We start from the raw sequence: 22,079 nt of genomic DNA on the forward strand, positions 1-22,079 counted from the left end.
GTAAGTTCTTTTTCAAGGTTTAAACTATATAAAACAATAGTTCCCAATAAACTGTACAATTATATAAATCCTAGGCAATTTGAAGGAATAATGAACTTGGTGTTTTATCTATGTACTCTAATACAGATTACCCTTATTATAGTATTATTAATTGACTTCAAAAGGAATAATAAACAAGACTTTATAATAATTGCTTTTACATTCCTTTTATTGTTATTCAATTTATTGTATATATTTAAATAAAATAACTAGATTCAATGCACTTGTAAATAAAAAACTCTCTTATCAATATGAGAGAGTTTTGTACTTAATTACTTATCTTCAATACTGGTTAACTCAGTAGTTTTAAATAGTTGATTTATTTTACTATTTTTCTTATTTAGTCTGTAAAATGAAACAATGAGCTTATGGCAACCTTGATATTATACTTTAGGGAATTATCTTGATTAATCAAAGGTCATATAAAAAGGTCTCTTAAGCCCCATTGTAGTCGATGTTCTATACTGATATTTTTTCAGATTCTTTTCACAATAAATTTCTAAATCTTCAACAATATTTAAGAGAGACAAAATTTGAACCTCATATATTCCAAAGGTTTCATCATACTCTACATTATATAATAATTCCCATTTTTCAAAGAACATACAATTTTCAAGCCTACTATTGGAACACAAATGCAGGGAAGCATCGTTAAACAGGAATGTGAACCTTACGAATATACAGTTAAGGACACAGGAGAAGTGATTATGTTACATCACAGATTTGTATACTCACCACAGGAACCAGGAGCAAAGAATACTGTTAAGCAACAGGTAAGCAATAGCTTTGCTACTGATATGGAATCTTTCTCTAAGAATGGAAAACATGTAGAGTTTTCTTAATCTCACATCATAAAATATCCAAATTTTACTATAAAATCATAAATAGGTTTCAGTAAGGTTTGGATATTTTTTAATTGGAAAACCATATATTTTCCTGAATATTATATATGATTAGGGAAAATATACGGTTTTTTATGTTTTCAGATTACACGATTTCAAAATACCAGGAAATAAATATACATGAATCTACACTCATATGCCAGGTAATCTAAGATGATTTGAACTCAATTATTTATTAAGATAGGTATTAATAGCCAATTCATTCTTTAATTAAAGGTTTAAAATTAAGAAGTTCAAAGACTTCAACTTCTAATTTTTGAGCAATAACATATAATGTGTAAGCTGTAGGATTAGTATTTCCAGCTTCAAGTCTACTCATATTAGACTTTTCAAAGTTACAGAATGCTGCTAGTTCAACTTGTGATATTTTCTTTTCTTCACGAAGTTGTCTTATTCTCTTACCAATAGCAATTTGAAACTCTTTCTTATCCACTCTTTTATATTAATAGCCAAAAGTGGTCATAAATGATAATTTTTGGTTATCATAAATGATACATTTTATATCTTTGTTAAATGAACAATTAAATAATTTACAAATATGAAACGAATTTATACACTAACACTACTACTAATTTCATTACTAAGTTTTCAGTTCTCTTTTGCTCAAAGTGATGTTACTATTGATACACAATATAGAATGAAACCTGATAGAGATGTAGCAAAAGAGAACTACTATTTTTACTTTGACATATCCCAAGGTAAGTTATATACCAATGATAAAGATTTAAACATTCAGAGACAGTATTACATTAAATATAAAAACTCATTCTATGATAATGGTGGATTATTCAACCTTGGCTTTGAAACTGATGTAATACAACATACTTTAAATAGAAGATCAAAATCAGAATTAGGTGCATTTGCCATTATATATGATGAAAAGAATGGCAATGTAATAGGAGTAAGAATAGTAACAGAATATTCTAGTGAAATTTATCTAACAGAATTTGGAGCAAAGTTCCTTAATAAGATATAATGAAATGAGTACTTTATTATTTATCATTTCAGCAGTTTTATTTCAGCTACCATTTGCAACTTATCAAGACACAATTAGAAGATTTAAAAGAATGCAGAAGTATAATCCAGATAAGGCTTTTAACTATGAGCTTGAAAATGGCAAATTAAATGAAAATACATTATATCTTTTCTTGGTATTTGTCAGTGGATTTATTATTGCATTATTCCCTTTATATAAGGGTATTAACCTGCATTGGTTGATACTTATTATAAGCAATATTATCTGCTTGTATTTAGTAACACCATTTATTGCAATCAAACTATATCCTTCTGAATTAATTTATGAAAGAAAGATGCTATTCACTAAAACAGTTTTATACATTGTTTTTGGAGTTATTTTTTACATAGTGGGAAATAGTCTGAAATAGATTGCATTCATCCATGAGTTAAGAGTAATATAAAACTAATATTTAGCCACCATAAATAAGGTGGTTTTTTTATATCTGTAAACCAAATGAAAAATGAGATACATAAACATCTAAAATTTAGGATTGGTGAAGAATCCTGTAAACATGAATTTAGACTATTCTATAAAGAGGAATACTGCTGTAAAAAGTATTGCTATGAAGTATATGAGTTTGATAAGGCAGATCATGAGCATTTATTTGACTTGAAAGTGGAAAAGATAATGCTGTATTATAATGCTGATGTATTAACTAAGATAGACTATTATTTCAAACCTCATTTATATACAAAATTAAAAGTGTGGATACAGCAATTTATAGGCATTGCTTATGAGCAAAAGCGCATTAATAAAACTTATGTTTGTTCCTGGTACATGGGAAAGTACTATCTAATATTGAGAAAACCTGAAAAGGAAAAGAAAATTGTATTGAGTTATCAGAAAAGGAGACATATCTAAAAAAGGCATATAAATAGGAGTACATTTAAAGTAAAGGTAACATGAGTGGTTGAAGGAGCTACCCTGGAAAGGTAGTATACGGGTAACTGTATCGAGGGTTCGAATCCCTTCCTCTCTGCAAAAAAAAGTCTTAGGTTTTACACTTAAGACTTTTTTGTTTTCATACCCTTTTAAACATTTGACTGCCAATAATTTGTGGATTAATTTGACACAAAGTTTTATGATAACAATCTTTATACTTTAAGGAAGCTAAGAGATGTAGCTATGTCGCTGATGAAGCAATTTGGTTTATGCGTCAGCTTAGAAAGAATCAAATCCATTGATTCCAACTTTGCTCCCTAAAATCTACAGAATATAACAGTAAAACTTTGTGTTTAAAAAATATTATCATTCTGTATGAATGCTCAGGTCCTCTTACCCTTTTTTACTAGTTTTTTTTAAATCTTTTCAGAATATCAATTTTCCATTCATCTAAGTATTTCTACTCAAGTCTACAATTGGTTGTTTATACTCTACATTATCCGTTTTGTTCTTCGTTACTTTGGTCTATAAAATAACCACAAAAACCAATTTAAGATGACATCAACAAGCGTAAATGCCAATTCATCCGGCCAGTTACAACTGGGAGGCGGAGCACAATTCTGGGTATATCTTTCCCCTCAAAATGAGACCGCTAAAATGATTTCCAAATGGCGCGTAACATTCTCACAGGGAAACTGGAGCGATTCTATCTCCAGCGATAATCCTACAAAACAGATCCAGACCCCAAATCTATCAGGGATCTTTGAGATTAAAGTAGAATTATTAAGTGGTTCTACGGGTACATGGAGACAAATTCCCCCTCAGGCAGGAAGTCACAATGAAATAGGCTGTAACTCCAACTGTGCCTCTATGGTAGGTATTGTGGCAGACAGTACCAATCCTCCTATTGGAGCTATTAATGCCCATTTCTGGACTACCTGGGATGCTATGTGCAGAACAGGAGTATAACATAAATCAATCATTATAACCAAGTTTACTGCGGTATTTTTTTAAAATATCGCAGTTTTGGTTTTAAGCTACAACATAGGATTCATCCTTTTCCTTAAATTTGCAGGATCACTATAATTCAATGTATATGTATAAAATAAAGACAGCGCTTTCTTTGCTGTTTTGTTTAAGCGCTTTTCTTTTCCCCCATCTCACAAAAGCAAGTGCTTACTGGATGGAAATTCATGGAACGGGAAAAATAAAAGATCAGGTTAAAATTGAGGTATGCTATGGTTTTATTGATGATCTCAGTGAGCGGCACCGCTCTACCGGTCCAGAATTTCAGAGAATCAAAGATTTTAATTTTTTTCTTTACAATGCAAAGGGAGAAAAATTAAAAATTGAGTTGCAACTTATGGGAGATCACTGGGTAGGAACCTTTATTCCGAATCAGGAAGGAACCTACAGGATTTTAGGAATGAATGACCAACAGCCTGTCTTGGTACGGTCTCAAAATCCACAGGAAAATGTGCGGCCTATTGATTTTATGTGTGGGGCTTATCAGGTGGGAATCCCATCCAGTAACAATCCTCCGCTTCCATTGATGGATATAAGACTTTTTGAAAAAAATGGAATTTACACTATTTTCCCATACCGTAATATGAAACCGGCAGAGAAAGGAACAGTGCTGAGGATTTTTAACCCTGAAAACTGGGAAAAGAACATTCTGGTAAACGAAAACAATAAAGCTTTCTTTAAACCCACTATGCCCGGACTTTATATAATCAGGCAGGATTGGCAGGACAATACTCCAGGAATATTTTTGGGAACTTCTTACGCAAAGATAAGATACCGTAATAATTATTGCCTTTGGATTAATTAGGAGGACGTAAGCGGGAAGATGGAAGATGGAAGTTATCTTAAACGGTAAATTGAATAAACATCCATCAATGAAATAAAAGCACAGAAAATCATTATAAATAAAAGTCCCGGATCTATGAACCCGGGACTTTTTGTTATCAATTATTAAAATCTTATTTTAGAATTTCAAAGAAACACTTCCTAAGAAACGGGCTGGTGCCTGTGGTGTTAAACGTACCGACCAGGCTTTTTCATTGGTTATATTATCAAATTTTAATCCTACCCTGTATTTTGGCTGGTCATAGAAAATCCCCAGGTCAAACATTGTATAGGATGGGATAATTACTTTAGCAGTCTGGGTATTGGTCTGATAGGAAGAAGATCCCATATTTCCACCTCCTCCTATTCCAAGGCCTTTTAATTTGCCTTGCGGGACCCTGTAGCTGATCCAGAAGTTGAACATATTCGCAGGACCGGATAATGCAGGTCTTAAACCATTAACGGAAGGATTGGCGTTCGTGAATTTACTGTCATTGTAAGCATAACCCGCCACAATATTAAGCCCATCAAAAGGATTGGCTGTTAATTCCGCTTCAAATCCTTTACTCAGCTGAGTTCCGTCCTGTATAGAATAATTGATATCATCCGGGTTGGTTCTTAATATATTATCAACACGAATGTTATAATAACTTAATGTTCCCACAAGCCTGTGGTTGAAAAGATCTCCTTTTACTCCCAATTCCAACTGATTGGCATATTCCGGTCTGAATGAATTTCCATTGATATCCACTCCACTTACATTATTGAAGCCGTTCATATAGTTCCCAAACAGGGAAACTTTATTCTTCAGGATTTCATACACAAGCCCCAGTTTAGGAGAAAGTGCTGTCTGTGCATAAGGTCCTGTCTGGGTTCCGCTGTTACTTAACCCTCCTTTTATTTGTCCTGTAGCAATATCGTAGACCCCTTTAAACTGAAAACGGTCTACTCTCAGACTGGCCATTACCATTAACTGATCCGTTATATTGAAGACATTCGAAACATAGGCAGCATAAGTATTGTCACTATTATTCTCTCTTCTGGCCACAGAAGTAGCGGTAAGGGCATCAATGGTATTCTGATTAACTCTGAAATCTACTGAAGGATGAACGAAATTAAACACTTTTGTATTGGTATGATAACGGTCAAAATGATTAGAATTGTTATAATAATCCAAGCCCACCACCATTCTGTTTCTGAAACGCCCGATATGAAAGTCTCCGATAAAGTTCTGCTGAATATTTGTTGCGATAAAAGAGGTAGTTCCTACCATTACCTGAGCACTTGCTGTAGAATCTGTTTTTCCGTTAATGGCAGAAATATAACCATTAATTGTAGATCTTGCACGGGATATAATCGTCTGGGAAGTCCAGTTTTCTGAAACTTTATAGTTCAGTTGGGCAAAGATATTCATCATCTGCGTTTCATAAGCAAGATCGTCACCCAGGAAGTTTTTGTAATAAGGAAACTTCATATCTGCAATAGACTGTGTTTTATGACTTCCTGTATAAGGATTAAAACGCACTACAGAGGTTCCTTTAGCCTGATTAAACTCTACATCCAAAAGAAGCGACATACGGTCATTGATCTGGTATGAGAAGCTTGGGGCAATAGCCAATGAATTGGTGAATCCTAAATCCTGAAAGCTTTTCTCAAAAGTTCCGGCAGCATTAAGACGGAAAAGAGCTGTCCTGTCCTTATTCACCGGAGTATTCACATCTACTGTCAGACGGTTGTAATCCCAGCTTCCGCCAACATAGCCTACTTCACCACCAAATTTATTGTAAGGCTTTTTCGTGACACGATTGTAAACCCCACCATAACTGCTTGCCACACTCTTCCCGAATAATGTTGCGGAAGGTCCTTTTATAGCTTCAATACGTTCTAAGTTGACAGGATCAATTACTGAAAAGGCAGCTCCTGCCACTCCATTCCGAGCGTTAGGTTCTGTTTCAAATCCTCTGGAACGAAAGGTTACTCTCCCCTGATTGGCAATCATAGGAACACCGGCACCCGGAACGTTTTTAGAAATACTTCCAAGATCTACTGCTACCTGCTCCTGAAAAAGTTCTTTGGTCACGGTATTGTAAACCTGAGGGTTTTCAAGATTTTTTAAAGGAAGCCTTGCAACGAATCCACTTTCTTTTTTAGAAAATCTGTTCACATTTTTCATGATGACCACCTCCTGTATGGCCTGAATATTTTCTTTGGATAACTGATAATCCAGCGCAGTAGTTTCTCCTGTTTTTACCTCAACAGGAATACGTATTTCTTTAGATCCTAAGATCTGCAATTTTACAGTATATGAGCCTGCATTCACATTTACAAAGCGATAGTTTCCATCATCATCGGTCAATGTCTGCCGATCTGCCTCCAATAAAGAAACTGATATCGCTCTTAAAGGCTGTCCATCCACCATATTAACCTTACCGGTTATACCACCCTGTAGATCCTGTGCATCTATTAACGTTAAGCATGTCAGGGAAAAGAAGAAAATCAGAAATGGTTTAGACCATTGTATTATTTTACCTGTTAAAATGTTCTCCTGCTTTACTTTCAAGACAGGAGGTATTGACTTCAACGGAAGCTCACACTCATTTGATTGTATCATTTTTCACCCTTATTTAAAATAATTATAAATAAAAGTGCAAAAATAAAGGATAACCAAGTTTTCACACCATACTAATTTGAATTATTCTAAATAAAAGATAAAAATCATCATTTCCCTTTTGAATGATTCCTTTAAATTATTGAGGTAAGAATTTCTATCACTACCCTCTACAAACCATTTCAAAGACTTTTTAAAATTAAAATATGGACTTTTCCACATTTTACCAATAAATTATCCACAAGTTATCCACAATCGAACTTGCATCAATTTATTGAAGTGTAAATGCAATAGATTATTACGTGAATACCCCTTTTTATTAAATTAGCTGCCAGTTACAAACCCACAGTTATCAGATCATGAAAAACCAGGTTAAAATTTTGAGGGAGAAAATGAATATAACTCAGCATGAACTTGCTGAGAAATCCGGACTTTCCCTTCGGACCGTTCAAAGGATTGAAGGTGGAAGCATTCTTAAAGGGTTTACTTTAAAAACACTGGCTCACGCTTTGAACACCCACCCTGAGAATCTTATTGTTATTCCTGAAGAACAAATTGACATTCAACAGGCCAAAACCATTAATTTTTCTGCTCTTGCCGGTCTCATTATTCCATATGGAAGTATTATTCTTCCTGCTATTTTAACCTATCAGACCAAAGATTTCAAAAGCAGAGAGCTTGGGAAAAGTATTATCTGCATACAGATCATTATCTCAGCTATTTTTTCTTTATTAATGATTATCTGCCCGTTTATACAAAAGTTTCTTTCACTCAAATTTCCACTTTTTATCATTCCGTTAATTCTATTTTTAGTTTTAAAATTATTGATCATTATCAAGAATGGAATCAGTTTAAACCAAAACCAGGATTTAAGTATAAAACTGAAAACCAACTTTTTATAATCAAGGACATAAAAATGTCGTAAAACTGTCGTATTGTTTTTGTGCAAAAGCCACGTAAGATTTCCGAATCTTGCTTAAAAAATCAACATGAAAACATTTAAGAAAATTGTGATATCTGTTTTAATGATCATTGCTATTGCAGGATTAAGCGGATATCTCTACTTTGATCAGAAATTCACTCCTGAAAAGAATTATTTAAGGGTTGAAGATGAAAGCGGAGCTGTACCCATCAAATGGATGGAAAATGATAAAAATGCCCTGATGGTCCCCATTCATTTTCCTAAAGACACCACAACTTATTATCTTCAGTTTGATACAGGAGCTGCAGACACGGAATTTTACAGTAAAGCAATACAAAAGCTGAAAGGAATCTCCTTCAGAAATGAAAGGGCGATATCCTCATTTTATATCGGTCAGTCGAAAATTACATCTGATAAGATCAAAATATCCAATACAGGAAAAGCTTTCGAAAAAAATGATCCTGTTAAAATTATAGGAACATTAGGTGCTGATATTCTTGAAAACAGGAAAACAATGATCAATTTCAGAGATCAACATATTGTTTTCAATATGTCCCAAGAGCCGGATGAGTTTCGGAATAATCTTATTGGTTTTAAATTCAAAAAGAGGAAAATCATTATTAACGGCAATTTAAAAGGAAAGGATGAAAAATTCCTTTATGACTCCGGAACCAGTGCTTATGAATTGCTTACAAGTAAGGAAAACTGGGAAATCTTAAGACTGCCGCAGTCAAAAGTTAAAACGGAAAAAGCTCAGTCGAGGCCCCATATTTTAATAACTCATACAACAGGAAGTCATGAGTTGATTGGTCTTGGAAACAGAGATATTCTACTCAGTGAAGTTACCTATGTAGAAGGATTTTCCCAGACTCAATATATGCTGATGAAATTTTCCGGGATGACAGGAATGCTGGGGAATAAAATCTTTTTAAATAACAGAATTTACATTGACTGTTCTCAGGAAAAAATGGGGATTGAATAATTGTATTCCTAAATCTTTCCAAAGTCGTCTATTTATTTTGTCATGTTTTTAAACAGTATTTAAGGATTTTGGATAAACATTGTATTCATAAAGCCCTATAAATTTGTTATGACAAAATATTTTCTCTGCGCATCTTAGATATTTTCATCTAACCTTATGATTTCGCAGATGTTAACTTTAATAATAAAGCAGTTATCATGATGTTCGGTATAAAAAAAGTCTTCATTTTATTAAGTATCACAGGTTTTTTAGCAAGCTTTGTAAAAGCACAGATCAGCCCACCAGGCCTTGGAGACGCCAACACTGCATTCTGGTCAGCGTTTGGAGTGAAACGTAATCTTGATTCTTTGGGAAAGAAGCAAACCATGAGCTATATTGCTATAGGACGTAAAAGCAGCCCTGACAATGATAATCTGTTTGCTAAACAGGCTATTTTTGTATTAAACCACGAGTTTTATCATTCTTTTGCTCCTCATCAGCAATACAGTTATGCTTTAAGCTACAGACGACAACCTGAATATGAAAAGGAATCACCTTATGACAGGGAAAATATAGAACAGGAATTCAGAATTTATGGCCGGTATGCCTATACTTTTGATCTGGGTAAAAAATTTAAACTTAAAAATACAGTTCGTCAGGAATTCAGAAAGTTTTTTGATGCTGATTTTCATAAAGTGGATGAAGATTTCCAACTCAGAATGCGTGTCAAAAGCCAACTGACCTATAATTTATCTCCAAAGAATAATCAGAAGCTGGCAATAAGTGCTGAAGCATTATTTTCTATCAGTCACTTCAACGAACATGACCAGCACTGGAATTCTTTCGGATACCGGGAGCTGCGGCTGGCAGCTTATTATATGTTCAATATCCCCAACTCTCCTTTTACAGTAGATATTGGTTATATGGATGATCTGATCAGAGGAAGCAGAAGTATTCACCATGGTGGGGTTCACTATATTGCAGCAGACCTCATCTGGAATATTCCTTATAAAAAGAGAGAGACCAACGATCAGGATCATCTTGATTAAAATAAATCTAAAAACCCCAGTCATTGCTGACCGGGATTTTCGTTGGAAAATATAAATTCTCCGTAATATAATTAAGTATGAATGTTGGTGTAAAATTTTAGTTGCAAAGAGTCAGAAACTGGCGGCTCATCTGTACCTTGAATTTAGCTTCTGCCCTTGACTGGGCATAAATGGTATGTTCGTAAGCCTGAATGATCTTTAATTTCTGATCGATAAATTCTGCGATCTGTACAATGGAGAAAATAAAATCTCTGTACAGCGCCATATCTACGGTCTGTCCATAATACGGAAGATAAGCTTTAAGAAAAGGAATCGTCATCTGATGTCTGTTATAGCTCACACAATATCCGGCTCCTTCACGGGAAGTTACAATATCATAATCATTGATGTAATCCAGAATATTTTTATAACCACTCAGGGCTTCTTTATTTTTTGAGCAATGGCGGTTGATCTTATCCAGGATATGCTGGGCATATTCCATCATGGAAATAGTTTTCCATTCAAAAACATGATTCATTCCTTTTTGGGGTGATGTACCATGTTCACAGCCTGTACAGAATGAAATACCTATCTTTTCATGATAGGGAAAGAAACAATCTTTAATTTCAATGGTGGCATCTGCCTGCAGGCTGTCATCAGCAAAATTATAATAGAGATAAGGAGCATATAAGCCTGCAAGGGTCTTCAGATAATCTGCCTCACTGGTATTATGATATTCTTCAAACCATTTTTCAAGCTGATCATAATAATGGTTTTCAAAGTCGTTAAAGTTTAAGTAAAATGGCAATTCCATAGCTCTGTAATTTTGATAGGACAAAGCTATTACCGTAATGCGACAAAACTTGACGTATTATTTTTTTTCTGAAAAAAGAAAAAGAAATCTGAAATGAGAAACTTTGATCAGTAATTAACAATTCTAAGCAACTAAATATCAATTATAATTCCATTTCTTATAAAAACCAACAAGTAAAACAAACTGATTAACAACCAATTGACATATTCATCCAACTAGAAATGCATCTTACACACCTCGTCCTACTTATCATAATTCTTCATCATGAATTCAAAATAATGGATCATTTTCAGGTAGTTTTCTATGCTCAGGTACTCATTGGTACTGTGGATACTTTGCTGTTCGGCACTATTGATCCTGATCGGCATGAATCTGTAGACGTTTTTGCTTACAATTTCGTATTTCCCTGCATCGGTTCCAGCCATTGTAAGATAGGGTGAAACAATAGCTGCGGGGTAAATTTCTTTAACTCCTGCTTCAATCAGTTTGAACGCTTTTGTATTGGATGGAGATACTGACGAAGCTTCTCTTGTATTGTCGATTTCTTCAATTTCAACATCAAAACCCTGGGTTGCTTTTGCGATATGGTCCCGAACATCTTTCACTGTATTTCCGGGAAGTAGTCTGAAATTAACAACAAACTCAACTTCGGGAGAAAGCACATTGGTTCCGTCACTTCCTTTCATCATCGTTAACGCTGTTGTAGTTCGTACCAATGCATTGGTGGTTGTATTACTTTTGGTTAGTTGTGAGATCAACAACGGTTTTAAAAGCCACTGATTAGCCAAAGCCAGCCTTGTTGTAAAGGGCATTGCTCCGCCTATATTATCAAAAAAATCTTTTACCAGTGGAGTGATAACAGGTTTCATCTGATCATCTTCCAGTTTTTGCATAATAACGGCTGCTTTTCCTATAGCACTTTCCATAGGTGGCATTGAGGAGTGCCCCCCCAGTCCTTTTACTTTTATTTTTGCAGATAGAAAGCCTTTTTCAGCACATCCTACAACTGCTACATCCGCATCTACTCCTGCTACATTTCCTTTTTTCATAATCAATCCGCCTTCATCATATACAGCATCGAACTTCAATCCTTTTTTCTTAAAATAATCTGCAATCTGAATGGCTCCATTCTTTCCACCTACCTCTTCATCGAAACCAAAAGCTAAATAGATATCTCTTTGAGGAATCTGCTTGCTTTTAATCAGATTATTCATAGACTCCATCAAAGAGAAAAGCATCCCTTTCATGTCTATTGCTCCCCTTCCATAGATTCTTCCACTGGCCACTGCTCCTGAAAAAGGGGCATATTCCCAATCTTCAGCAACTTTTGAAACTGACTCGGAAGGTTTATCATCCGGTCTGAAAACATTTTCATCTGTATTTTTTATATCAGCATCTCCCGGTGGAACTACATCCATGTGGGAAAGAAACAATATGGGTTCTAATGCTGAATTACTTCCTTTAAGCCTGAAAACCAGTCCGTATTTATTAACCTCTATGTTTTCGGTATTTTGATATACTAATGGATAGGTTGTTTTCAGATATTCTTTAAACTGATCAAAAGGGGCATAATTAAATTCGCCCAAACTACCTGTAGAAACGGTAGGAATCTTTATCCCTCCGGAAAACCTTGATACTGCAGAATCATTTTTTACAGGCTTCCATTCTTCTCCGGCTCCTGATAGATTTTTCTTAAAAGGATAGGTGTATGTTTTAATCAATACTATTGCTGCAAGAATAACAAGAATTCCAAGAATGGTTAAAAGAACTTTTTTCATAGTGAATAGTTTATGAATGGTTTGGTTCTTTAAATATAGCAAAGTATTTTCTCATTAACAATTTTAAGGATGGAGGATATCAGTTCAGGATTTCATTCATTTGGGTCAGAATGATTGGTTTTCCATCAGTGATTAAAATAGTATGTTCATGTTGTGCCATATAGCCGCCTTTGTTCCCTACCATAGTCCAGCCATCTTTTAATTCTACAGCAAGATTTGAGGAAGTGGAAATAAATGTTTCAATAGCCACCACAGAATTTTTCTTAAAACGTCTGGTATCAAAACGGTTTTTATAATTTAGCAACTCATCAGGTTGTTCGTGTAAACTTCTTCCTACTCCATGTCCACCGAGGTTCTTAATAACTTTAAAACCTCTTTTCTTCGCTTCTGTCTCCATTAAAAATCCAATATCAGCAATTTTCACCCCTCCTTTAATGTTATCAATGGTTTTTTGAAGAATATCTTTGGAAGCTTCTACCAATTTCTGATGCTGATTGACATCTTTCCCTATCACAAAAGAACCGCCATTATCAGCCCAATATCCGTTGAGTTCAGCGGAAACATCAATATTGATAAGATCCCCTTCTTTCAAAACTCTTTGATCGGTAGGAATCCCGTGGCAAAATTCATTATCTACGCTTATACAGGTCCATCCCGGAAATCCATAAGTAAGGTAAGGTGCAGATTTGGCTCCGAAACCGGCGAGTATTTTGGCACCATATTCATCAAGCTCTTTTGTAGTCATCCCTGGCTGGGCATATTGTGTCATTTCTTTTAAAGTATAGGCAACCGCCTCACTTACTTTTTGCATTCCGATTAACTGATCATCGCTGGTAATTGACATGATATTATTTTTTGATTGGATATAAATTTCAATACTAAAAGATATTCATAGGTACTGAAAAAGACAAAGTTAAAGAATAAAAATTTGTTTTATTAAGAAAGTAAACAGCCACTGCAAAAATAGCAGTGGCTGTTTATTATTATCTCACCCACACGAAAGGATTCGTGCGGCAGCGAGGGGTGACTTTTGTTATTATTATCACGAGCATGACGCTCGCGCTAGCGGTTTTTTTATTTAAATCCTTAAAGTTACAAACTTTGCAGAGTGGTTCCATCTTCTAATTTCATAATAAAATCATTTTCAATTTCAGTAAGTTTATCTTTTGGAATTTTTTGACTTATAAAATTATTTTCTAGACAAAAGTTTTTATCATTTTCTAAGTAATAAATTAAATAAGATGGCCATATCCAATTACCATCAGTGTAATATATTTGAGGCCCAATAAAGTCTTGACTTTCTACATTAATAAAAACACCCATCCAAGCTAAAGCTACTTCTCCATTTTTTAAATAATCAAGAATTTTATTTTTATTTACACTATTATATATTCCTGCATTTCTGTATGCTTCTAACTCCAAAGCTTCAGGAATTGTATCATATTCTTTTATAAACCCTATATATTTCATTGTTGTATTATAAAATGTTCTAAATCTTCCACCCCCAAAAACCTGATAACTACCATCTTTTAATACCCTAACTAAGTTTGTAGGAGCTGTTACTGGAGATTTTAAATATCTTGATAATTGATATGCTGCACCATCACCAAAAACTCCAGTACTACACGAAATTAATCTAATAGGTGCCCTTTATTTTTAGTATCATAAACTAACTGTCCATTCTTGTTTCTCCAATCATCGACTTGTCTACCATCTGGATCAATGAATCTTAATGGATTATCCATTGCATACGCAAATGGTGAAAATCTCCTAGACTTTTCCGCTAGTTGGGTCAACGACACCCCATCTTCCAATATCTGGCATATACATTCTTACCCCATAATCATACATTCCTGTCTCCTGCAGCTCCTTTCCATTATACTTATATTGATAGCAACAACACTTGATAAGCGTTATTGCCCTTATTTATCCCAACCTATGTGGTTTTGCAAAATTTTTCTATTAAATATTTTATCATATCCGACAGGCTTATAAAATAATAATGTAATAAGCAAAGGTTTCTTCAGATAATTAGTGTCATTTTCTTTTTTTATTACATACTGTACGTATTTTTGATGCACATTAGGTCCTGCAATACTAGTATCTTTCACTTTAATATTTTTTAGGAGAATATCATTAGGATTTATTTTATCATAGTTTTTATGAATAAAATTAAGATCTACCTGCATTACTCCTGAAAAAACATCAGGATCCGCAACTAAACTTTTATAACCTTCAAAATCATTTATCTTGGCTTTCTCCCAAAATTTTTGAACCGTTTCTTTTATTTGTTCTTCATCCTTTTTCTTCTGGTTTACACAACAGCTGAAACTGAAAAGGATCAATAATATTGATATGTACTTAATTGTCTTCATATTAGTGTGGAATACTGTTTACTTGATTTTGCATTTCTTTTTGCTTGTTTTCCAGCATACTTTGTACTTGTCCAGGTGTTGGACGAACTGGTAAATTGTTAGAGTTTAAAACTGATGTTCCGTTCTGAATAATAAGACCGTTTTGTGTATCTGTACCCGCTGGTAAAGTACCATCAAAAACGTAATTAACAACATCATTTCTTAATTGTGAATCCATTTTCATTCCATTAGAATCTACATAATTGATAGCATCTCCCATAACTCCAGCTTGATCCAAAACGGAGTTTACATCTTTTGTTGCTTGTGTATAATTACTTGTACTTTTTATTGCGTCAGTAATATTGGCTGTCATATCGCCTAACTTGTATAGCTCTTTAATCCCACTATTTAACTTACCTGCTTTATCAAGACCTTTATCGTATGTTTTTGTCCAAATATTTGTTGGTCGGTCGTCCCCTCTAACGCTTTCCATTTTTGCACTAGACGGAGTTGGTCCACTATATCTGTAAGAATTCAGCTTCAAACCTGTTGTTCCTGAAGACATTCTTGCTCTGTCAGGATTATAACCACTTGTTGATAAACCAATATCTCCAGCTCTGAAAGATGGTCTTCCAAAGGAATCTCTTTGTGTAATAGGAGCTTGCTTAACTATCATTTGATTTCCACCAATCGCAAAATAACCAGAATGATGTGGTAACAATTCTAAACCTTCTAATTCAATACCCATTCCCATTTTATTTTCTTGAATAGCATAGGTAGAATTATATGGGAACTTTTCTGCTAATGGATCTAACTGAATAAATCGACCAATGTCGGGCATATATTCACGCCACTTAAACGAGTAAAAACCAGTTTCTTGCAACTCCTGTCCCTGATACTTGTAATTATAGTTTGGATTACCTCCTAATATATTATACCCTTCATGTTTCAAACCAAAAGGATAATAATTATTCTCCTCAAGAACTTCTATTCCCGTACCATTTTTGAAATAACTCAATCGTACATTTCCCAAATGGTCTGCGTAATTGTAAATGTACTTATTATTTTCAAAATTAAAATAACCTTCTGAAGTAGGAACAAATTTCAAGCTTGCTTCTGTATATTGGAAACCATCCAGATAATCTGTAGCCAAGCCAGCAGTTCCTGATTTTTTAACCTTTGTTCCATCCGCTCTGTAGATATAATAAGTTGTTTTTGAATCTTGGATAACCTGTTGAGGCAAATTCAAGTAATTATATTTGATGGATGAGATTTTTTATCCGGATGAGCAGTGTATAAGTAAAAAACCTTTGCTCTTGCAAAGGTTCTTTTATTTTGATTGCTCAAAGTCAGGAGACTTTGCGCAGCTGGGGGTGCTCTTATTTATCCCAACCTATATGGTTTTGTAAAATTCCTGGATAGTATATCTTATCAAACCCCATTTGTTTGTAAAACATAAGTGTTATAATCAAAGGTTTTTTCAGATTATTACTATCGTTCTCTTTCTTGTATGTATACTGAACATATTTCATTTTAACACTTGGAATAATATCTGTTGTATCCTTTATCTTAATATTATTTAAAAACTTTTCCTTTGAGTTAATTGCATTATAATGCTTGTTTAAAAAAAATAATTCGGACGCAGTTACACCAGGATAATTTTCTGAATCGTAAATCAAGTTATTATATGACTGTAAATCATTTTCCTTAACCGCTTTCCAGTATTTAGTAACTGTTTCCTTTATTTGCTCTTCATCCTTTTTCTTCTGATTTACACAGCAGCTTATATTCAATAAGAATAGTATTCCTAAAATGTATTTAATTGTTTTCATTATTGAGGTATATTTCTACTTTTTGTTGTTAATTGTTCGTCAAGTGGTTGAATAGGGATGCCATTAGTTCTCATAATCTCTGAGCCATTCTGGATGATTAAAGAATTTGGCATTAATCCGGCATCAGGGCTAGGCAACGTTCCGTCAAATACATAATTTACTACGTCATTCCTAGTCTGTTGATTCATATCAATTCCACTTCCGTCAACGTATTTAATTGCTTGATCCATAGTCACAGCCTGAGACTTTACTGCTGTAACATCATTTACTGCCTGCACATAATCACTAGTACTTTTAATAGCATCAGGAATATTTGCTCCCAACTTCGCCAATTTAACAATCTCTTTTATTCCACTACTTGCTGCACTCGCCTGATCGGCTCGATACTGCTTAATATTCCACATTTCCGCACCCGTTTTTGTAGTTTTAAAACTCTGACGAACTTTAGTGGATATTTTATCCCTTGTATTCTGCATTTGCACAGCATCAGCTACTGGACCGTCATATTTATAAGAATCAAGCCTTAAGCCTGTATTTCCTGAAGACATTCTTGCCCCATTAGGACTATAACCACTTGTTGACAACCCAATATCTCCAGCTGTAAACGCAGGACTTCCATTACTATCTCTTTGAGAAACAGGAGCTTGTCTAACTTTCATAGCATTTCCATGAATAGCAAAAAAGCCTGTATGATTTTTCAATAATTCCAACCCCTCCAACTCAACGCCCATTCCTAACTTATTCTCTTGGAACGCATATGTAGAATTATAAGCATATTTTTCAGAAAGCGGATCTATTTGAGCGAAGCGTCCTATATCCGGCATGTATTTACGCCACTTAAACGAGTAAAAACCAGTCTCTTGTAACTCTTGCCCTTGGTACTTATAATTAAAGCTACCAATCAATAGTCTTTATTACCAACACTCATAGTGATCAGTCCATTTTTTATTTTCTATAATTTTAGTTTTATCAAATTTAAAGTAGTATTTGGTAATTGATCCGCAATATTTGGGATTTCCTTTAAAAAAAGGGACCACATCAATTCTTAATTGATTGTCGTGAATTTCAGAAAATATAGCAGCATTTAATGGTCCATTTGGAACCCCTTGATATTGCACAACGGTTTTAAATATAGTATTAAATTGAGCATTAAGTTCCCAGTTTATATTCTTATATTTATTAGATAACTCTTTAAGATGCTTATCTTCTCTTAAAGGTTTTATTTCTTCTTTTTCTGATAAAATATTTTTATAAAAATTACTTGAATCATTTTTATCTAAAGGATAGGGATAGATTAAATCATAAATATATAATCCAGAAACATCTTTCCCAAACTCTTTTAATGAAATATCTTTGCTGATAAAATCATTGCTTATAGCCATATATGCTTCATTATACATTGTTTTCGATTGAGAATTACAGCTAATAAAAGTAACAAGAGCTACACAATATACAAGTACTTGATAAGTTTTCATTTTATATCTTTTATTGAGTTTATTATCTTTGAGGAGTTTTGATATATAAATCTTTTTTAGGATCGACTTTCAGCGGTCCTTTAGAATAGGCTTCACTACTAAATGCACTAAAATTAAAACTTCCTGAATTCATTGGAGAATAAGATTTTCGTTGGCCAAATGGCAGTTTAAATCCTTTTGAATTATCTAACTCAGTTCTAATGACATTAATAACTTTTTTTTCATTATCTCCCTGCATACCATATATAGAGGTCGCCGAAAGCTCTCTTCCATCATCTCCAATAATACCATCTATTAAATTATTATATTTATGACTTACTTCATGAAGAGTTATCATTCCATATCCCATAGTCAAAGGATTAAGAGCTTCACTAGTTCCTGAAATAAAAGCATCTATTTGGTCAGTATTAATGTTTAAATCAAAATAGCTTGTAAAACCGTATTTATTTCCAATCCATTCTCCTTTTACTGTAGGTTCACCACTAATTGATGAACCTTTACTATTGTCTGAGTCTATACTATATACTGTTCTATGATTATCGATTGCTCCTTTTATCATATCACGGGCTGTTTTACTTCCACTAGCATCGGAAGGTTCCGTATAACTTAATTTACCATTATCACCAATAGATAGTTTAAGTCCTGTTTCTTGCTCTAAATCACTTACAATTTTATTTTGAGTTTCAGCAGAAATATTTTTACCAAATGTTATATCTTTATTTTGCATTCCATCTGGGTCAATAAATCTAATTGGGTTATTGTAGGCATAGGTGTAAGTACTCCAACGTCTGGAAGTTTCCGCCAGTGGATCCATCACACCCCATCTTCCCAAATCCGGCATATAAAATCTCGCTCCATAATCATACATACCCGTCTCTTGCAACTCTTTGCCATTGTACTTGTAGTTCTTATAAGTACCCTGTCCAAAAAATGTATTTCCGGTATTGAGGTGATTCATTCCAAATGGATAGTAATCATTGGCATCTGTGATTTCAAGAGCACCTGCGCTGTTTCTTCCGAAACTTATTCTCACATTTCCAAGGTGATCCTTGTATTGGTAAATATACTGATCTTTTTGATAATCATAATACCCTTCTGCTGTTGGAAAAAAAGAAAGATTGGGATTCTTTGTTTGCCCCAAAGAACCTCTTGCTGTAGCTGGGACAATAGTATCATTGAGTGTATAGGCCTGGATCTCCATTGCCTTAGACATTTCCCGACTTTTAGACAATAACTCAGTATCACCACCATTACCCCTACTTATAGAAGTACTCATATACTGGAAGCCATCCAGATAATCTGATATAGCATTGACAGTATAGCAATCTACAATACCACATTCATAAGTTGAGTTTACTTTCTGAAGTTTTGTACCATTGGCTCCATATAAATAAGTAAGACCTACTCCGGACTGTAGCATGATCATTTTATCAGGAAGATTGAGAAAATTGTAAGCGATGGATGTAATTCCTTTATCCTTCATACTGGTCATACTCCCATTCAGGTCATACTCAATAATATTACCTCCTCCTTCATAACCTGCATTATTCTGGGTGCCATCTGTTACCGTCTGTAACCTGTTTCCTGCATAGCTATAGGTAAGATCATCAATCTGCATTGCGACTCCAGTAGTGGAGTTCTTAGCGTTACGGTATAACTGAGTGATATTTCCGTTCAGGTCATAAATAATATACTCACTGTAAAAGCTGTTTTGAGGTACTGTTGCCCAGGGTTCAGAGTAATGCCCAAACTTCAGTTTATTATCTGCATAGTAATCATAGGTATATCTTCTCAATACATTATCGTTGGAGGTATTCCAGTCTATTTCTGCGATATTACCGTTGTATTTTGCAGTGGCATAGAGTGGATTAACTGGATTAGTGTATTTTATTTCATACCCAAACAGTTTTCCATTCAGGTTAACAGGATCATTAATTTTAGTCATCCAGCCTCTGATATTGTATTTATAGTTAATCTGCTGAAGTGGAGTTCCTACAGAAATTCCACCCACCTTTTTAGATTCCAGCTGGGAAAGTTCATTGTATGTATTCTGAGTAAGGATTTCTGCAGGATTAGAGTCTACCTGATGTTTGTGTACAAGCAGCCTGTTCTGGTGATCGTACTCAAAATTCTCTGTGATCACTGTTTCTGTATCGGTTGCCAGTCTTTTATGTCTGGTAACAACATTGTGAGCTACTCCGGTAAAATCCAGCCTAGACTCTGTTTGGGTATACCCCCCTAAATGATTGATAGAATGAGTTCCAATAGCTCTTGCTTTGGTGTCATAATAGGTGTAGTTTTTGGTCCAACTGTCATCTTCAATATTCTTTACCAGGCTCATCACAGGAAGCCCTTTGGTACTTCTTCCTTCTGAAGATATTGTCTCAGTTAAGGTAGGTACTCCCTGAATGGTGGAAGGAAACGGCGGATTAAAGGTATATCCAGGATAAGTATCATAGTAATTGATTGTCAGTAAAACATTGATTCCTGATGGAGATACTAAATTGGTGTAATATACATTCATCCCATTTATGGTGAAATATGATAGAGTTCTTTGTTCATCATTTATAGGACTCCCCATACTGTTATTGATATACTCCTGTAAATCAATCCTTAAGGAAGGATTATTAGTAATACCAGTATAAACAACTCTGCTGAATTGGTCATATTTTGTAAGAAGCCATTGATTTTTAGCTTTGAGATTTGCATCCTGTGTCATCACAGGTCTATCCCTTTTGTCATAAACGATATATTCCCATCCTTTGCCTGGTAATTTCTTCTCAACCAGACGGTTTCTGCCATCATATCGGTATTGGTAGCAGAGATCATTAAGTAATGTTTCCGTAATTGGTTTGTTTGCCGCATTGGGGGAAATAACAAAAGCCAACTGGTCATATTCATTATACACATAATAAGTGTCTATATATGCATTGGTAATGATCTTTCTTACCATCAGGGTCTGACCCCTTCCATTCTTAAACTCCACGGTTTTATTTCCGTCTTCATCAGTGACTACATTTTTATACAATGTTCCGGGAGCATAGAAGGAAGTAGCTGAAGCCAGAATAAGCTCGCTTTTGGTAGCTCCATTCTCCCATGCTGTTTTCGTGGTATATTGATATACTTCATTCAGAATATTGGCTTCATATACAAATCCTACAGGTTTATTGGCCCAGTCGTTACCGGGCTGAATCTGTTGCATAATTCTGTCCAAAGGTGATTTTTCCAACATCTTTTCCGAATAGATCTTTTCTGACCCATAAATCCCGGGTTGGGTTGCATTGGATAAAGGATTGGTAATAATGGCACCATTCTGAGTTCCTGATTGTGGGACAGGAAGATAATCTTTTGTCTGTCTTCCAAACTGATCGTATTCTATATGGATGACCACATCTCTTCCTAATGGGGAAGCTTTTACGTTCACTACCTGCTTAGGTCTTCCCAAGCCATCGAAATATCCTACTGTTTCAGAAGATTTTGTAGGAACAGATCCATTATAATCCAGATAGGTTTTGGTCTGTATATAATTCTCCGTATTAGGGAGCGGGGTAAGCTGGGCATGCACTGAATGGGTAATCAGCAGCATGCTTATGGGGATTATTATTTTTTTCATCGGTT

Annotated in this window: 21 protein-coding genes, 1 tRNA gene and 2 pseudogenes; 10 read left to right on the forward strand and 14 right to left on the reverse strand. The window is 34.5% G+C overall.

The window, feature by feature from the left end; all coding sequences use genetic code 11:
- The first annotated feature begins 674 nt into the window (after nucleotides 1–674).
- Nucleotides 675–881 carry a hypothetical protein gene (locus tag WH267_RS00590; protein ID WP_340004741.1) on the forward strand — a complete coding sequence of 69 codons (207 nt, stop codon included), beginning with the start codon at nucleotides 675–677 and terminating at the stop codon, nucleotides 879–881.
- Nucleotides 882–1,140: 259 nt separating this feature from the next.
- Here WH267_RS00590 and WH267_RS00595 read toward each other — a convergent pair whose 3' ends face one another.
- On the reverse strand, nucleotides 1,141–1,374 hold the full coding sequence (locus WH267_RS00595; RefSeq protein ID WP_340004743.1) for a helix-turn-helix domain-containing protein: 234 nt from the start codon (nucleotides 1,372–1,374) through the stop codon (nucleotides 1,141–1,143).
- A 204-nt stretch (nucleotides 1,375–1,578) separates the two neighbouring features.
- Between WH267_RS00595 and WH267_RS00600 the strand changes: the two genes are divergently transcribed.
- The 6 genes from WH267_RS00600 (at nucleotide 1,579) to WH267_RS00625 (ending at nucleotide 4,672) form a co-directional block, all read left to right on the forward strand.
- Nucleotides 1,579–1,917, forward strand: a complete 339-nt coding sequence (locus WH267_RS00600; protein ID WP_340004745.1) for a hypothetical protein — start codon at nucleotides 1,579–1,581, stop codon at nucleotides 1,915–1,917.
- Between the two features lie 4 nt (nucleotides 1,918–1,921).
- Nucleotides 1,922–2,326 carry a hypothetical protein gene (locus WH267_RS00605; RefSeq protein ID WP_340004747.1) on the forward strand — a complete coding sequence of 135 codons (405 nt, stop codon included), beginning with the start codon at nucleotides 1,922–1,924 and terminating at the stop codon, nucleotides 2,324–2,326.
- Nucleotides 2,327–2,412: 86 nt separating this feature from the next.
- Nucleotides 2,413–2,820: a hypothetical protein gene (locus tag WH267_RS00610; protein WP_340004749.1), complete on the forward strand. Its 408-nt coding sequence runs from the start codon at nucleotides 2,413–2,415 to the stop codon at nucleotides 2,818–2,820.
- 30 nt (nucleotides 2,821–2,850) lie between these two features.
- Nucleotides 2,851–2,938: transfer RNA gene (locus WH267_RS00615), tRNA-Ser, on the forward strand.
- Between the two features lie 458 nt (nucleotides 2,939–3,396).
- The gene (locus WH267_RS00620) at nucleotides 3,397–3,810 is read left to right on the forward strand and encodes a hypothetical protein (protein ID WP_115973585.1); all 414 of its coding nucleotides are present in this window, start codon (nucleotides 3,397–3,399) and stop codon (nucleotides 3,808–3,810) included.
- A gap of 127 nt (nucleotides 3,811–3,937) precedes the next feature.
- Nucleotides 3,938–4,672 (forward strand): hypothetical protein, encoded by a 735-nt coding sequence (locus WH267_RS00625; protein WP_340004754.1) that lies wholly within the window; start codon nucleotides 3,938–3,940, stop codon nucleotides 4,670–4,672.
- A 156-nt stretch (nucleotides 4,673–4,828) separates the two neighbouring features.
- On the opposite strand, the gene WH267_RS00630 is transcribed toward WH267_RS00625, so the two are convergent.
- The gene (locus WH267_RS00630) at nucleotides 4,829–7,300 is read right to left on the reverse strand and encodes a TonB-dependent receptor domain-containing protein (RefSeq protein ID WP_340004756.1); all 2,472 of its coding nucleotides are present in this window, start codon (nucleotides 7,298–7,300) and stop codon (nucleotides 4,829–4,831) included.
- 356 nt (nucleotides 7,301–7,656) lie between these two features.
- On the opposite strand from WH267_RS00630, the gene WH267_RS00635 reads away from it, so the two are divergent.
- The 3 genes from WH267_RS00635 to WH267_RS00645 all read left to right on the forward strand — a co-directional run bounded on the left by WH267_RS00635 (nucleotide 7,657) and on the right by WH267_RS00645 (nucleotide 10,229).
- Entirely contained in the window at nucleotides 7,657–8,199 is a 543-nt protein-coding gene (locus WH267_RS00635; protein WP_340004758.1) for a helix-turn-helix domain-containing protein, read from the forward strand.
- Between the two features lie 87 nt (nucleotides 8,200–8,286).
- Nucleotides 8,287–9,201: a hypothetical protein gene (locus WH267_RS00640; RefSeq protein WP_340004759.1), complete on the forward strand. Its 915-nt coding sequence runs from the start codon at nucleotides 8,287–8,289 to the stop codon at nucleotides 9,199–9,201.
- A gap of 197 nt (nucleotides 9,202–9,398) precedes the next feature.
- Entirely contained in the window at nucleotides 9,399–10,229 is an 831-nt protein-coding gene (locus WH267_RS00645; protein WP_340004761.1) for a DUF2490 domain-containing protein, read from the forward strand.
- A 97-nt stretch (nucleotides 10,230–10,326) separates the two neighbouring features.
- Here the strand turns inward: WH267_RS00645 and WH267_RS00650 are convergent, their stop codons facing one another.
- The 12 genes and pseudogenes from WH267_RS00650 to WH267_RS00700 all read right to left on the reverse strand — a co-directional run bounded on the left by WH267_RS00650 (nucleotide 10,327) and on the right by WH267_RS00700 (nucleotide 22,074).
- Nucleotides 10,327–11,022, reverse strand: a complete 696-nt coding sequence (locus WH267_RS00650) for a hypothetical protein (RefSeq protein ID WP_340004763.1) — start codon at nucleotides 11,020–11,022, stop codon at nucleotides 10,327–10,329.
- A gap of 242 nt (nucleotides 11,023–11,264) precedes the next feature.
- Nucleotides 11,265–12,800, reverse strand: coding sequence for a M20/M25/M40 family metallo-hydrolase (locus tag WH267_RS00655; RefSeq protein WP_340004765.1), 1,536 nt, complete (start codon nucleotides 12,798–12,800; stop codon nucleotides 11,265–11,267).
- A gap of 79 nt (nucleotides 12,801–12,879) precedes the next feature.
- Nucleotides 12,880–13,644 (reverse strand): type I methionyl aminopeptidase, encoded by a 765-nt coding sequence (gene map / locus WH267_RS00660; protein WP_115973594.1) that lies wholly within the window; start codon nucleotides 13,642–13,644, stop codon nucleotides 12,880–12,882.
- Nucleotides 13,645–13,892: 248 nt separating this feature from the next.
- Complete coding sequence (locus WH267_RS00665; RefSeq protein ID WP_340004768.1) at nucleotides 13,893–14,270, reverse strand: hypothetical protein; 378 nt, start codon at nucleotides 14,268–14,270, stop codon at nucleotides 13,893–13,895.
- Between the two features lie 230 nt (nucleotides 14,271–14,500).
- A pseudogene (locus tag WH267_RS25060) lies at nucleotides 14,501–14,693 on the reverse strand (RHS repeat-associated core domain-containing protein); the annotation flags it as partial.
- 29 nt (nucleotides 14,694–14,722) lie between these two features.
- On the reverse strand, nucleotides 14,723–15,175 hold the full coding sequence (locus WH267_RS00675; protein WP_340004770.1) for a hypothetical protein: 453 nt from the start codon (nucleotides 15,173–15,175) through the stop codon (nucleotides 14,723–14,725).
- Nucleotide 15,176: 1 nt separating this feature from the next.
- Complete coding sequence (locus WH267_RS00680) at nucleotides 15,177–16,403, reverse strand: RHS repeat domain-containing protein (protein WP_340004772.1); 1,227 nt, start codon at nucleotides 16,401–16,403, stop codon at nucleotides 15,177–15,179.
- A gap of 130 nt (nucleotides 16,404–16,533) precedes the next feature.
- A complete protein-coding gene (locus WH267_RS00685; RefSeq protein ID WP_340004774.1) occupies nucleotides 16,534–16,986 on the reverse strand; it encodes a hypothetical protein in 453 nt (150 codons plus the stop codon).
- Nucleotides 16,986–17,645, reverse strand: a complete 660-nt coding sequence (locus WH267_RS00690) for a hypothetical protein (RefSeq protein WP_340004776.1) — start codon at nucleotides 17,643–17,645, stop codon at nucleotides 16,986–16,988. The genes WH267_RS00685 and WH267_RS00690 overlap by 1 nt, the downstream gene beginning before the upstream one ends.
- 93 nt (nucleotides 17,646–17,738) lie before the next feature.
- Nucleotides 17,739–17,891, reverse strand: a pseudogene (locus tag WH267_RS25065) (RHS repeat-associated core domain-containing protein); the annotation flags it as partial.
- A gap of 9 nt (nucleotides 17,892–17,900) precedes the next feature.
- Entirely contained in the window at nucleotides 17,901–18,461 is a 561-nt protein-coding gene (locus tag WH267_RS00695; RefSeq protein WP_141395684.1) for a hypothetical protein, read from the reverse strand.
- A gap of 22 nt (nucleotides 18,462–18,483) precedes the next feature.
- Entirely contained in the window at nucleotides 18,484–22,074 is a 3,591-nt protein-coding gene (locus tag WH267_RS00700; protein ID WP_340004780.1) for a DUF6443 domain-containing protein, read from the reverse strand.
- Nucleotides 22,075–22,079: the final 5 nt, after the last annotated feature.

Source organism: Chryseobacterium sp. MYb328 (assembly GCF_037572595.1).
Classification (GTDB): Bacteria; Bacteroidota; Bacteroidia; order Flavobacteriales; family Weeksellaceae; genus Chryseobacterium; species Chryseobacterium pennae.